Source organism: Streptomyces sp. 147326 (assembly GCF_045000215.1).
Lineage (GTDB): Bacteria > Actinomycetota > Actinomycetes > Streptomycetales > Streptomycetaceae > Streptomyces.
Genome location: NZ_CP134201.1, coordinates 369,229 through 382,897, shown reverse-complemented (window position 1 = coordinate 382,897; position 13,669 = coordinate 369,229). Strand labels below are relative to the sequence as shown.

Sequence of the window (13,669 nt, the reverse complement as noted above, 5' to 3'; positions counted from 1 at the left end):
CGGCCCCCACCAGCACACGGGGATCAGCCGGACCCGACCCGGACTCAGTCGAGTCCCCGCTTCTCCTCCCGCGGGGATTCGAGCGGCGGGGCCGTCACCGCGCAGTACGTGTGGCACTGCGGGTGGCACGCCTCGGGCGCGGGGGAGCGTACGGTCGCCCAGGAGACGGCGGCGCCGGCCACGAACGCCCCGGTGCACCAGAGCATGGCCCGCCCGAAAGCGGCGTCGAACTGGGTCGCCGAGCGGTACGACTCCGGGCCCATCCCGGACAGCAGCGGCAGCGCCGCCACCGCGAGCAGCCCGGCGACGCGCGCCGCCGCGTTGTTGATGCCGCTGGCCAGGCCCGCCCGGCCGGGGTCCACGGAGGCCAGCACGGTCGACGTCAGCGGGGCCACCAGGGCGACCAGGCCCATGCCCATCACGACCATCGCGGGCAGCACGTCCTGTACGTACGAGGCCTCGGGCCCCACCCGCAGCATCAGCAGCGTCCCGGCCGCGCACAGCAGCGGCCCCACCGTGAGCGGGATGCGCGGCCCGATCCGCTCCCCGAGCTCACCCGAGCGGGCCGACAGGAGGAGCATCAGGAGGGTCGTGGGCAGCATCGCGGCCCCGGCGGCCAGCGCCGAGTAGCCGGACACCACCTGGAGCTGGAGCACGACGAGGAAGAAGAACCCGCCGATGGCCCCGTACACGCACAGGGTGACGAGGTTGACGGCGGTGAACAGCCGGGACGCGAAGATGTCGGGCGGCACCATCGGGTCGTGCCGCCGCCGCTCCACGGAGACGAAGGCGATGCCCAGCAGGACCCCGAGCACCGCCGCGATGACCACCGCCGCCGTTCCCGACCGGGCTTCGATCAGTGCGTAGGTGACCAGCCCCAGCGAGGCCGCACCGAGTACCGCCCCGGCCACGTCGAACCGCCCGTGCGCCTGCGGGTCCCGTGATTCCGGTACGTGCCGCAGTGCGACCGGCACGCACACCGCGGCGAGCGGCACGTTCAGCAGGAACACCCACCGCCAGCCCGGCCCGTCCACCAGCCAGCCGCCGAGAAACGGTCCCACCGCCGCGCCCACCCCGCCGAACCCCGACCACAGGCCGATCGCCCGCCCCCGGTCGTCGGCGCGGATCGACGCCTGGATCAGGGCCAGGGAGCCGGGCGCCAGCAGCGCCCCGCCGATGCCCTGCAGGGCCCGGGCGGCGATCAGCACCCCGGCGTTCGGCGCGATCCCGCACAGCAGCGAGCCCACCGCGAACCACACCACGCCGAGCACGAAGATCCGGCGCCGCCCGAAGCGGTCACTCAGTGAGCCGCCCACCAGGATCAGCCCGGCCAGGGTCAGCAGGTAGGCGTTCACCGTCCACTGCAGCACCGCCAGATCTGCGTCGAGATCCTCCCCGATGCGCGGCAGCGCCACGTTCACCACGGTCCCGTCCAGCATGGCCATGGTCGACCCGAGCACCGTGGTCAGCAGGATCCAGCGGCCACGCGCGGACGCGATCGGGACACCGGCTCCGGACGGCTCGGCGGGCGCAGTCATGTCTTCAGGCTGGCCCGCGCGGCCGGGAAGGGCCAGCGGGAGGGCGTTGTCCGAGGCCGGGGACGGCTCGATCCGGCTCAATAGGCCCTCTTGTAATGAACATGACCTCTCCTTCACCATGACCCGCGCACGTCACGCGCACCCTTCCCGCACAACCCGCACACGGCGTACGAGGAGACACCACGTGGCCCAACGCAACAACCGGTCCTCACGAGCCTTAAGGCCCACAAGGTCGACAAGGCCCGCACGGTCCTTACGCGCGGCGCTCGCCGCCCTCACCTCGGTCCTGCTGCTCCCGCTCGGCGCGGGCGTCGCCGCGGCCGCGCCGGACCCCGGTCCCGCCGCACCGAGTGCGGCCGAGCGCAAGATCGAACCCAAGCTCCGCGCCCAGCTCGACGGCTCGGCCAAGGCCGTCTTCTGGGTGTACCTCGACAGCGCCGCCGACCTCACCGCCGCGGGTAAGCAGCAGACCCGCGCCGGCAAGGCAGAAACGGTTCTGCGGACCAAGAAGGACCACGCCGCGCGCAGCCAGGCCGGGATCCTCAAGGCCCTGGAAGGCGCCCAGGCCGAGTACACCTCGTACTGGATCGTGAACGCCGTCCGCGTCGTAGGCAGCGAGAAGCTCGCCGGAGCCCTCGCGGCGCGCCCCGAGGTCGCCCGGATCGACGCCGACGACAAGGTCGAGCTCCCCAAGCCCGCCGAGGGCAAGCGGGAGAAGGTGGCCGCCGACGCCGTCGAGTGGAACATCGACCGGATCAAGGCCCCGCAGGTCTGGGACCAGCTCGGTGTCCGCGGCGAGGGCATCGTCGTCGCCAACATCGACAGCGGCGTGGACTACACGCACCCCGCCGTGAACAACCAGTACCGCGGCAAGAAGGCGGACGGTACGTACGACCACGCCTACAACTGGTTCGACCCGGCGGGCGTCTGCTCCACCGCGGCCCCCTGCGACAACAACGACCACGGCACCCACACGATGGGCACGATGGTCGGCGACGACGGCGGCGCCAACAAGATCGGCGTGGCCCCCGGCGCCAAGTGGATCGCCGCCAAGGGATGCGAGTCCAACTCCTGCTCCGAGGCCTCCCTGCTCGCCTCGGGCCAGTGGATCGTCGCCCCGACCGACCCGGGCGGCCAGAACCCCCGCCCCGATCTCGCCCCGCACATCGTCAACAACTCCTGGGGCGGCTCCGGCGGCGACACCTGGTACCAGGAGATCGTCAACACCTGGCGGGCCGCCGGCATCTTCCCGGCCTTCTCCAACGGCAACGCCGGCCCGGGCTGCTCCACCAGCGGCTCCCCGGGTGACTACGCGAGCTCCTACAGCTCCGGCGCCTTCGACATCAACAACGCGATCGCGTCCTTCTCCTCGCGCGGCGCGGGCCCCGGCGGCATCATCAAGCCGAACATCGCCGCCCCCGGCGTGAACGTGCGCTCCTCCGTACCCGGCGGCGCGTACGAGGCCTTCTCCGGCACCTCCATGGCCTCGCCGCACACCGCCGCCGCCGTGGCCCTGCTCTGGTCCGCCGCGCCCACCCTCGAAGGCGACGTCGCGCAGACCGAGTCGCTCCTGGACGGCACCGCCCAGGACACCGACAGCAGCCAGTGCGGCGGCACGCCCGCCGACAACAACGTCTTCGGCGAGGGCAAGCTCGACGTCCTCGCCGCCGTGAACGCCGCCCCGCGCGGGGCGATCGGCGCGCTCGGCGGCACCGTACGCTCCGGCGGCCAGCCGCTCGCGGGCGTGAAGATCACGGCCGACGGCCCGATCGACCGTACGGCGACCACGGCCGCCGACGGCAGCTACGCCTTCCCCTCCCTCTCGGTGGGCGACTACACGCTGACCGCCGCCAAGTTCGGCTACGGGCAGCAGACGGCGACCGCCACGGTGACCGAGAACGGCACCGCCACGGGCGACTTCACCCTCACCCAGGCACCCTCCGGAAAGCTCACCGGCACCGTCTCCTCGGCCGCCGGACCCGCCGCCGGCGCCTCCGTCGCCATCGCGGAGACCCCGGTGACCGCGACCGCCGACGCGCAGGGCCGCTTCGAGGTCACCCTGCCGCACGGCACGTACGACGTGAACGCCACGCACGCCTCCCGGTGTGTCACCGGCGGCACCGCGAAGGTCACCGTCGCCGGCGACGCCACCGTCGCGGTGAACCTCCCCGAGCGCACCGACGGGTACGGCTACGCCTGCGCCACCGCCGGCGACCGCCCGTACGCCGAGGGGAGCCGGCAGCTCGCGCTGACCGGCGACAACACCACCGAGCGCGTCGACCTGCCGTTCCCGCTGCCGCTGTACGGGAAGACCTACGGCCAGGCCTGGATCGGAACGAACGGCACGGTCAGCTTCGGCGGCAACAACACCGGTGACATCAACGGGGACATCCCGAGCACGGCCACGCCCAACGCGGCCCTGTACCCGTTCTGGGACGACCTCGTCGTCGCCGCCGCGGGCAGCGGCTCGGGCGTCTTCACCGGCGTCACCGGCACCGCCCCGCACCGCAGTTACGTGATCGAGTGGCGCCAGGTGTCCCACTGGTCTGCGCAGGCCGACAAGTTCTCCTTCTCGGCGGCGATCGGCGAGGACGGCACCGTCTCGTACTCCTACAAGGGGACCGGCGGCACCGGCATCAAGGGCGGCTCCACGGCCACGGTCGGCGTGGAGAACGCGGCCGGCACCGACGCCTTCAAGTACTCCTTCAACACCGCGGTCATCACGGACGGCCTGTCCATCGAGTTCCGGACCACCAAGAGCGGTGTGGTGGCCGGCCGGGTGCTCGACGCCAACGACGGCAACGGCGTCGCGGGCGCCACGGTCACCGTCGGCACCGGCGACACGGCGGTGTCGGCGACCACCGCGGCGGACGGCGGATACGTCGTCCAGAGCCCGTCGGGCTCGCTCCCCGTCTCGCTGGCGGCGCCCCAGTACGAGTCCGCCACGGCGACGGTGAACGTCAAGGCCGCCGACGTCACGGCGGTGACGCAGTCCCTGCGCACCGGCAAGGTGACGGCGTCCAAGCCGTCCGTGGAGATCGTCCTCCCGGCGGACCAGAAGCGGACGCGGACCCTGGACCTGACCAACCCCGGCCTCGGCACGGCGTTCACGGTCTCCGAGGACGCGGCCTGGCTGACGGCCGCACCGGCCGGCGGTGACCTCCCGACGGGCGGGAAGATCCCGGTCACCCTTTCGGTGGACACGACCGGACTCACCCCCGGTACGGTCCTGACCGCCGACCTGAAGATCACCTCGGCGAGCGGCCGCACCCCGGTCCTCACCGTCCCGGTCAAGGCCGTCGTCCCGCGCTACCAGGTCGGCGTGGACGCGGGCTCCGGCTACGGCAGCACGGACGCCCTGGGTGACGCCTGGTCCCCGGACCGCAAGTACACGGCCGGCTCCTACGGCTACCAGGGCAACGGCTCGGTCCAGTCCACCGGCCGCACCGTCGCGGGCACGGACGAGCAGCGGATGTTCCGCAACGCCCGTGAGGGCATGTACGAGTACCGCTTCGACAACGTGCCGAACGGGACCTACACGGTGGAGTTGGGCTTCGCGGAGCTTTCCTCCACCAAGCCCAACAAGCGCGTCTTCGACGTCCTGGCCGAAGGCACCCAGGTCCTGCCCTCCCTGGACATCTCCCTGGAAGCGGGCACCTACAAGGCCCTGACCCGCGAGTACACGGTCAAGGTCACGGACGGAGTGCTGAACATCCGCTTCGTCACCCACAACGGATTCGGCAAGCCCCTGCTGAACACGCTGCGCGTGACCGACCGCCCCGACAAGAGCTGACGCTCTGAGGGGGCGGGGCGCTCACGGGCGCCCCGCCCCCTTCGCGTCCCCCGCCCCATTCGGGTGGCGGGGGACGCGAATGCGCCACGACGTGCCGGGAGGCCCGGCCGGGCTCGATAACGTGGGGGACCATGACGCTCCTGAGCGACCAGGCAGACGACATCCGGGCTCTCGTCGAGTCCGCCGACCCCGGGGCGGTCTGGGCCGTCGGCGGCGCCGAAGGCGTCCACGCGGGGTCCGACTCCGCGGGCGCGGCCACCGGAGACGCCCGGGGCACGGTCTTCGACGTCGGCGGGCTCGCCGCCGTCCTCGCGCTCTGGCCCGTCGTCGGGAGCCTCGTGGACGAGGGCGCGCTCCACTTGCACACCCCGCTCGCCGTCTACGGGGACGAAGCCGCCGTCGGCGCCCCCGCCGGCACCACCACCCACCACCTGCTCACCCGCCCCGGGGGGACCGCCGCCCTCACCCGCCTCGCCGAACACGTCTGCGGCAGCCCCCTCGCCGACCTCGCGGTCACCCGCGTCTGGCACCCCCTCGGCATGGACGGGACCCGGTTCGCCGAAGGCACCCTCCGGGCCCCCCTCGCCGACCTCGTCCGTTTCCTGCGCCACCTCCTCGCCCCGGCGGACACCGGCGGCTCCCCGGGCACCGCCCACGGCATCACCCGCGCCTGGACCGCCGAGTCCCTCCGCATCCGCACCGGCGAACTCACGCCCGCGCGCGGCCTCCTCTGGCACCCCGCCCCGCACGGCGTCTGGACCCACCACGCCCCGCAGGACGGCGGCCCCGCGCTGTGGGTCTCCCCGCGCCACGGCCGTTGGGCGGTCCTCCTCCCGGCCGGCGCCCGCGGCCCGCTGCGCACGGCCTTCCGTGAGGCGGTCTTCGCCCCAACTGCGCTGAGATGACGGCCCGTTGTATGCGATCCTGGGTGCCGCCCCAGCAGGAGGTCCCGGCCGCATGAAGAAGACCCGCCAGCGCGACCGCGACGTGCCCGGGCCGCCGCCCACCCCGTGGGACGAGATCGCGCCGGGCCTGTGGATGGGCGGGCACTACTGGACCGACCCGGCGGGGGAGCTGCACCCCGTCGTGGTGGCGGACGAGTTCGACCTCGTGATCAGCCTCTTCGCCCGGACCGGGCACGGCCCCGGCCCGCGGGCCGAGCACGTCGTGGCGGAGATGCCGGACGCCGGACTCACCGCCGCCCAGCTCCGCACCGTCCAGCGCCTCGCACGCACCGCCGGACTCGCCCTCGACAGCGGCCTCACCGCACTGGTCCGCTGCCACTCGGGCTACAACCGGTCCGGTCTCGTCGTCGCCCAATGCCTCGTCGACCGGGGCCTCGCACCCGCCGAGGCCATCGCGCTCGTGCGCCGCCGGCGCTCCCCATGGGCCCTCCACAACGAGACCTTCACCTCCTACCTCACCGCCGGACTCGACGCCGCGGCGCTGCTCGTCGGGCTGGACCCGCTGGCGTAGTCGGGGCGCGGAGTGCGCAGGCGGGACGTACGGTGATGCCGATGTCACCGACCGTTGTCGGTCCGGCTGCGGAGGTACACGGATGCGTACGGTCCAAGGGGTCGCCCTGGACGGGCTGCGGGCCCGGATGCGGGCCCTCGCGGAGCGGACCGGGCTGCCGGTGCGGTCCGCTCCCTTTGCCGCGCGGGCGGCCGGAGCGGGCGCCGCCCGCCGCCGCACCGGGCGCGTCGGCCGGTCGCCCCGGGGCGGGATGCCGCTCGCGGACCGTGGTCCGGCCGGGAAGGGGCTCGGCGCGGGCACCGCCGACCGCCGGACATCCGTAAAGGAATCGTTTCGGCATCCGGCCGCCACCCCCTCCGCGCCCTCCGCCCCCGCCATCCCCGGTGTCCCCGGTATCCTCCGTGGCCTTCTGGGCGGCCTCGCCCCCGCGCGCCCGCTCCGCCGCCCGGGCGCCGTCCGCGCGTCCGCCGCCGCGCTGCGCGCCCTGCGGGCCCGGCACGGAGACGCGCCCGCCCTCGTACGCACCCGCTCCGGCCGGACGGTCCTCGTCCTCCTCGACCCGCAGGACCTGCGGCGGTTCTACGAGGAACCCGTCAGCGTCCTCGCGGCCGACCCGCCCGAGAAGTGCCGGGGCCTGGGCGCGGCGGAGCCCGCCGGCACCGGCTGCTCCCGCGCCGAACTGCGCACGGAACGGCGCCAGATCAGCGCCGAGGTACTGGCCGCCGACCTGCCCGTGCACCCCTCCTGCGGACCCTTCCTGGCAGCCGTCGCCGAAGAGGCCCGGCACCTGACCGCCACCGGCACCCTCGACCTCGCCCGCGCCCGGCACGCCGTGAACCGGGCCGCCCGGCGGATCGTGCTCGGCGACGCGGCCGCCGCGGACGAGGAGCTCGCCGGCTGGCTCACCCAGCTGCGCGCCGAGGGCAAGGGCCTGCGCGGCGGCCGGGTGCGCTCCGCCCGCACCACCCGCTCGGTGCGGGACAAGGCCCGCGCCCGCATTCAGGAGTACGCCCGGCACGCCGACGGCGGCACCCTCGTCGGGCGGGCCGCCCGCCGCGCCGACCCCACCGGCACCCTGGACACCGTGGGCGAGGCCGAGCACTGGCTGCTGGCCATGGGCGCCGTCCCCGAGACGCTGCTGCGCACCCTCCTGCTGCTCGGCGCGCACCCGTCGGAGCAGGACGCGGCCGCGGCGGAGGCGTTCGCCGAACCCGCGGACGGCCCGGCCCGGGGCGAACTGCCCAGGCTGCGGGCCTGTGTACGGGAGACCCTGCGCCTGTACCCGGTGGTGCCCGACCTGATCCGCGTCACCCGCGCCGAGACCGAATGGCGGGGCGTGCGCTACCCGGCCGGCACCTCGGTGCTGCTGCCGGCCGCGTTCCACCAGCGCGACCCCGAACGGGTACCGGCCGCGCACGTGTTCGTGCCGGGCCGGTGGAAGAACCCGCGTGCCGACCAGGACATCCGGATGGCGCCCTTCAGCCATGGCGGCGGCCGCTGCCCGGGCGGCCAGCTCGGCCTGATGATCACGGCCGCACTCTGCGCCGAGGTGCTGCGGGGCCATCGGATCGGCGCCGCCCGGCCGGTCCTGGACCCGGTGGGACCGCTGCCCGCGACGCTCGACCCGCGCGGCATCCGGCTCACCCTCACCCGCCGCTGACGGCGCCGCACGCATCCGCGGCATCGCCGCCCCGCTGCCCGACCGTGCTCGCCGCCCGCTTCCCGAACTTCCGCGAACCTCCCGAACCTCTCCCGAGCCCGCCGAACTTGCCGAACCCCACGAGGATCCCATGTCCGACGCCGCGACCTCCGCGTCCACCGACCCGGACGCCGACCTGCTCGACGCCCCGTGCCGCACACTTGCCGAGGCCGCCGATGCGGTCGGCGAAGCCGCCCGCTACGCCTCCGGTCTGGCCCTCGGCGCCCGGCTGCCCGCGGCCGCCCTCGCCCGCGGCGGCAGCGCCCGGCGCGGCTGGCGCACCCTGCTCCGTACGCTGACCGACCCGGCGGGCCTCGGCTGGGCCCCGCGCGGCCGCGGCGTGGCCCGGGCCGGCCGGCTCGCCGGAATCCTGACGAGCCGGGAGAGCCTCGCGATCAGCATCGCCGTCTGCGGACTCAGGGCCCGGATCCGGGCCGCGAGCGCGGGCCGTCCCGGGCTCCTGGACGATCCCGGTGCGGCGGCGGTCCTGCGGGCCGTCGGGGCGGGCCGGCAGGCCGAGGCCGTCCGCCTGTTCCGCACGATCATGCGCGACCAGGGGGCCGAGCACGCCTTCTCCCTCCTGGCCCCGTCCTTCGCGGACATCCTCGCCTGGAAGGCCCTGACCGACGCCAACCCCTTCAACGACCACGCCGGCTGGCAGGTCGCCACCGGCCGGGCCGAAACCGCCGAACCGCTGCTCGGGCTGGGCGCCGCCTTCTGGGCCCTCTGCGACCGCGGCCAGGGCCTGCCCGAACGACCCCCGACCGGAACCGCGTCCGCCCGCGGACCCGCCCGGCGCCGGGTCACCGGCCCACCGCTCCGGCCGGCGCCGCGACCGCCGGACGGCGGCCTGCGGGGCCACGCCACCGCGCTGCGCACGCACGCGGCCCGGCTGAGCGGTGCGGCCGCCGCTCCGGACTGGCACGGCCCGGAGGCCGAGGTCCTGCGCGCCGAGGTCACGAACCTCGCGACCCGTTGCGAGACGGCGGCGGACGGCCTCGCCCTCGCCGCCGCCCAACTGCAGGGCCGGCTAAAGGACCAGTGACAGCAGCAGGACGCAGCCCAGGCCGACCACCGAGATGATCGTCTCCATCACCGACCAGGTCTTCAGGGTCTGACCGACGGTCATCCCGAAGTACTCCTTGACCATCCAGAAGCCGGCGTCGTTGACGTGGCTGAAGAACAGCGAGCCCGACCCGATGGCGAGGACCAGCAGCGCGGTCTCCGTAGTGGACATGCCGGCCGCGAGCGGGGCGACGAGGCCGGCCGCCGAGATGGTGGCCACCGTCGCCGAGCCCGTCGCCAGGCGGATGGCCACGGCGATCAGCCAGGCGAGCAGCAGCGTCGGAATGGCCCAGCCCTTCGACAGGTCCAGGATCATCTGGCCCACGCCCACGTCGATCAGGGTCTGTTTGAAGCCGCCGCCGGCGCCCACGATCAGCAGGATGCCCGCGATCGGTCCCAGGGACTTCTCCACCGTGACCGACAGCTGCCCCTTGGTGAAGCCGGCCGCCCGGCCGAGGGTGAACATGCCCACCAGTACCGCCGAGAGCAACGCGATCAGCGGGGAGCCCGCGACGTCGGTCACGCGCTGCACCGGGTCGGCGGGGTCGTTGACCACGATGTCGACCAAGGCCTTGACGAGCATCAGGGCCACCGGCAGCAGCACGGTGAAGACCGTTGCCCCGAACCGCGGGCGGTGCTCCACGTCGGCCGGGCGCTGCGTGACCATGCGCTCCGGCGCCGGGATGTCCACCCAGCGCGCCGCGTACCGGGAGAAGAGCGGTCCGGCGATGATCACGGTCGGGATCGCGACGACCACGCCGAGCGCGAGCGTGACCCCCAGGTTCGCGTGCAACGCGTCGATGGCGACGAGGGGTCCGGGGTGCGGCGGTATCAGCCCGTGCATCACGGACAGGCCGGCCAGCGCCGGGATGCCGATCCGCATCAGGGAGTGGTTCCCCCGCTTGGCCACCAGCAGCACCACCGGGATCAGCAGCACGATGCCGACCTCGAAGAAGAGCGGCAGCCCGATCACCGAGGCGATCAGCACCATCGCCCAGGGCATGGCCCGGCCCTTGGCCCGGGCGAGGATCGTGTCCACGATCTCGTCCGCGCCGCCCGAGTCCGCCAGCAGCCTGCCGAGGATCGCGCCGAGGGCGATCAGTACGCCGACGCCCGCGACGGTGGCGCCGAGCCCGGCGGTGAAGCTGGCGATCGTCTTGGCCAACGGCGCGCCCGCGAAGACCCCGAGGGCCAGCGAACCGACCGTCAGGGCGAGGAAGGCGTGCAGCTTGAGGCGGGTGATGAGCAGGACGATGATGGCGATGCCCGCGAGGACGGCGATCCCCAGCTGGGTGTTCCCGGCCGAGGTGATCGGACCGGTGGCGGCCGCTGCCAGTGTCTCGGCACTGAGACTGGTCACGGTGACGTTCTTCCTTCTTCTGTTCTGCGTCAGTTCTCGGGGGTGTGGTGTCCGGGGGCGCCGTGTTCGGCCGTGCCGAGCCGGCGCAGGGCGGCCAGGGCGCGTTCGGTGATCTCCTCGGGGGATCCGGACACGTCGACGACGACGCCGAGTTCGTCGTCCTGGAGCGGTTCCAGGGTGGCGAACTGCGAGTCCAGCAGGGTCGTGGGCATGAAGTGGCCCTTGCGGTCGGCCATCCGCTTCTCGATCAGCGGGCGCTCACCGGTGAGGTGGACGAAGAACGCCCCGGGGGCCGCGGCACGCAGCCGGTCGCGGTAGACGCGCTTGAGCGAGGAGGCGGCGACCACGCCGCCCCGCAGCCCGGCGCAGTTGCGGATCCACTGGCCGATGGCGTCTAGCCACGGCCACCGGTCCGCGTCGTCCAGCGGGGTGCCGGCCGACATCTTCGCGACGTTGGCCGCCGGGTGGAACGCGTCGCCCTCCGCGTACGGAATGCCGAGCGACGTCGCGAGCAGCCGGCCCACGGTCGTCTTGCCCGTGCCGGCCACGCCCATCACCACAATGACGCGCTGGGTGCTCACGCCTACCTCGCTGTCCTCGTCGACATCGGTTCGTGCGGCACCACTGAAGCGCATTAAGTACTACTTATTCAAGGGTTGCGTGGCAAACGTCGCATCTTTTGTTGGCGGGGGCGTCACCGTACGCTTACGCCATGACCACCGAAGGCAGTCCTGGGCAGGGGCTCCACTCCCACGTGCTGGACACCCTCGGCCTCGCGATCACGGCGGGGGAGTACCCGCCCGGCAGCGTCCTGCGCACGGACGAGATCGCCGAACGCTTCGACGCCTCCCGCACGGTGGTACGGGAGGTCGTCCGCGTCCTGGAGTCGATGCACCTGGTCGAGTCGCGCCGCCGGGTCGGCGTCACGGTCCGCCCCACCGACGAGTGGAACGTCTACGACCCGCAGGTGATCCGCTGGCGGCTGGCGGGCACCGACCGGCCCCGGCAACTGCGCTCCCTCACCGTGCTGCGCTCCGCGATCGAGCCGGTCGCGGCCGGGCTCGCCGCGACCCTGGCCACGCCGGAGCAGTGCGCCGAACTCACCGAGGCGGCCCTCGGGATGGTCCGCACCTCGCGCGGCCACCAGCTCGAGGGGTACCTGCGCCACGACATCGCGTTCCACCGGGTCGTGCTGAACGCCTCCGGCAACGAGATGTTCGCCCGGCTCGGGGACGTCGTCGCGGAGGTCCTGACCGGACGCACCGAACACGCCGTGATGTTCCACGATCCCGACCCGGCGGCCGTCACCCTGCACGTCCAGGTGGCCGAGGCGGTACGGGAGGGAGACGCGGCACGGGCGGAGGCGCTGACGCGGCAGATCGCGGTGGGCGCGCTGGAGGAGCTGGACGTCCTGGCCCCGTAGGGGCCCGGCGGTGCGGCCGCGTCGCCGCGTCACCTGGTCGCCGGAGACGCCCGCCGGCTGGGCCCGCCCGGTCTCCTCACTCCGCGCCGAGCCGGCCGCCGATCCATTCGAGGGCAGGCGGAATCTCGCGGTTCCAGGTGTTGAAGCTGTGCCCTCCGCGGTCGAGCGTGATCGACGAGACGCGCGCCGGATCCTTCACCGCCTTGACGAACTGCTGGGTCGGTTTGTAGTTCGCCTCGCCCTGCAGTGAGGTCGTCACGAGGAACGAGGACGCGCCCTGCGGCCGGTTGGCGAGATGCCACAGCAGGTCGGATCGTTTCTCCTCGTCCTTGTCGCCGTGGAAGAGGTCGCCGGAGTACTGGTCGATCTCCGGCTTGTAGTCCGCCGAAAGGCCCACGCCGGCCGCGTAGGTCTCCGGATGCTGCACCGTCATCTTCAGGGCGCAGTAGCCGCCGGTCGAATCGCCGATGATGCCCCAGCTCCGCGCCGAGGTGCCTGTGCGGTACGTGCTCGCTATGGCCCGGGGGACGTCCGTACCGAAGAAGGTCTCGCTCTGCGGGCCGCCGCCGCGGACGTCGACGCACTGGGTGTTCTCGGCGGAGACGGTGGGCCGCATCATCACCAGGATCATCGGCTGCGTCTTCTTCTCCTTGGCCAGGGTCCAGGCCGTCTTCGGGTAGCGCAGCCCCTTCAGCAGGTTCTCCGCCGTGCCCGGGTAGCCCGTCAGGACCACGGCCGCGGGGAACTTCCGCTGCTCGTTGCCCTTCTGGAAGTACTCCGGCGGCAGGTACACGTAGGCCTGGGCGGCGCTCCTGGAACGTTCACCGTGCAGGGTCACCTTCTCGATCACGCCGCTCACCAGCGGATTGCCGCCGCCGGGTACGTTCGGAGCCTGCCGCCCCAGCACCTCCACGGCCACCCCGCCGCGCACGGCCTCCTGACGCGCCCGTCCGGCCAGGTCCGCCCAGGAACCGTAGATCAGCAGGCTGCGGTTCGCCGCGAGCGCGACCGACGCGAACAGGAACGCCTGCACGAGGACGATCAGCCCCATGCGCCCCAGCACCCGTGTCCGGCTCCCCCGTGCCAGCCGCGGCCAGAGCCAGACGGTGACCGCGAAGGCCAGTGCCGTGCCCAGCACGGCACACAGGAGGAGCGCACTACTTGTCAGACCCATGGATCAGCGGAACCTCTGCGACGTCTCGGTCTGGACGCACCGGTCCAGAGCACCGCCAACCGGTGCGCATCAGGCTAGACAGGTACCGGGGCCAAAGCGTTCCACCGAGCGGCGGGGGGTTCGCAAGGTCCCGTCGCCGAA

At 73.5% G+C, this 13,669-nt stretch carries 10 protein-coding genes; 6 read left to right on the top strand and 4 right to left on the bottom strand.

All coding sequences use genetic code 11. From position 1 onward, the window contains the following. Positions 1–44: 44 nt before the first annotated feature. The gene (locus tag RIU97_RS01880; RefSeq protein WP_404952970.1) at positions 45–1,538 is read right to left on the bottom strand and encodes an MFS transporter; all 1,494 of its coding nucleotides are present in this window, start codon (positions 1,536–1,538) and stop codon (positions 45–47) included. 184 nt (positions 1,539–1,722) lie between these two features. Here RIU97_RS01880 and RIU97_RS01875 point away from each other — a divergent pair, with 184 nt between their 5' ends. From RIU97_RS01875 to RIU97_RS01855, 5 genes are all read left to right on the top strand, one after another. Further along, positions 1,723–5,331, top strand: coding sequence for a S8 family serine peptidase (locus tag RIU97_RS01875; protein WP_404952969.1), 3,609 nt, complete (start codon positions 1,723–1,725; stop codon positions 5,329–5,331). A 131-nt stretch (positions 5,332–5,462) separates the two neighbouring features. Further along, complete coding sequence (locus RIU97_RS01870) at positions 5,463–6,236, top strand: hypothetical protein (protein ID WP_404952968.1); 774 nt, start codon at positions 5,463–5,465, stop codon at positions 6,234–6,236. Between the two features lie 52 nt (positions 6,237–6,288). Then, positions 6,289–6,807 carry a protein phosphatase gene (locus RIU97_RS01865; RefSeq protein WP_404952967.1) on the top strand — a complete coding sequence of 173 codons (519 nt, stop codon included), beginning with the start codon at positions 6,289–6,291 and terminating at the stop codon, positions 6,805–6,807. A gap of 82 nt (positions 6,808–6,889) precedes the next feature. After that, positions 6,890–8,467 (top strand): cytochrome P450, encoded by a 1,578-nt coding sequence (locus RIU97_RS01860; protein ID WP_404952966.1) that lies wholly within the window; start codon positions 6,890–6,892, stop codon positions 8,465–8,467. A 130-nt stretch (positions 8,468–8,597) separates the two neighbouring features. Then, a complete protein-coding gene (locus RIU97_RS01855; protein ID WP_404952965.1) occupies positions 8,598–9,551 on the top strand; it encodes a hypothetical protein in 954 nt (317 codons plus the stop codon). Here the strand turns inward: RIU97_RS01855 and RIU97_RS01850 are convergent. Beyond that, entirely contained in the window at positions 9,537–10,931 is a 1,395-nt protein-coding gene (locus tag RIU97_RS01850) for a gluconate:H+ symporter (protein WP_404952963.1), read from the bottom strand. The two genes, RIU97_RS01855 and RIU97_RS01850, sit on opposite strands and share 15 nt — an antisense overlap. Before the next feature lie 29 nt (positions 10,932–10,960). Beyond that, a complete protein-coding gene (locus RIU97_RS01845) occupies positions 10,961–11,512 on the bottom strand; it encodes a gluconokinase (RefSeq protein ID WP_404952962.1) in 552 nt (183 codons plus the stop codon). Positions 11,513–11,643: 131 nt separating this feature from the next. Between RIU97_RS01845 and RIU97_RS01840 the strand changes: the two genes are divergently transcribed. Further along, entirely contained in the window at positions 11,644–12,354 is a 711-nt protein-coding gene (locus RIU97_RS01840) for a FadR/GntR family transcriptional regulator (RefSeq protein WP_404952961.1), read from the top strand. Between the two features lie 76 nt (positions 12,355–12,430). Here the strand turns inward: RIU97_RS01840 and RIU97_RS01835 are convergent, their stop codons facing one another. Further along, positions 12,431–13,528 carry an alpha/beta hydrolase gene (locus RIU97_RS01835; RefSeq protein WP_404952960.1) on the bottom strand — a complete coding sequence of 366 codons (1,098 nt, stop codon included), beginning with the start codon at positions 13,526–13,528 and terminating at the stop codon, positions 12,431–12,433. Between the last annotated feature and the right edge of the window lie 141 nt (positions 13,529–13,669).

Coding starts and splice junctions, on each gene's coding strand:
- RIU97_RS01880 (WP_404952970.1), bottom strand. CDS start 1,538: ATGACTGCGCCCGCCGAGCCGTCCGGAGCCGGTGTCCCGATCGCGTCC.
- RIU97_RS01870 (WP_404952968.1), top strand. CDS start 5,463: ATGACGCTCCTGAGCGACCAGGCAGACGACATCCGGGCTCTCGTCGAG.
- RIU97_RS01865 (WP_404952967.1), top strand. CDS start 6,289: ATGAAGAAGACCCGCCAGCGCGACCGCGACGTGCCCGGGCCGCCGCCC.
- RIU97_RS01860 (WP_404952966.1), top strand. CDS start 6,890: ATGCGTACGGTCCAAGGGGTCGCCCTGGACGGGCTGCGGGCCCGGATG.
- RIU97_RS01855 (WP_404952965.1), top strand. CDS start 8,598: ATGTCCGACGCCGCGACCTCCGCGTCCACCGACCCGGACGCCGACCTG.
- RIU97_RS01840 (WP_404952961.1), top strand. CDS start 11,644: ATGACCACCGAAGGCAGTCCTGGGCAGGGGCTCCACTCCCACGTGCTG.
- RIU97_RS01835 (WP_404952960.1), bottom strand. CDS start 13,528: ATGGGTCTGACAAGTAGTGCGCTCCTCCTGTGTGCCGTGCTGGGCACG.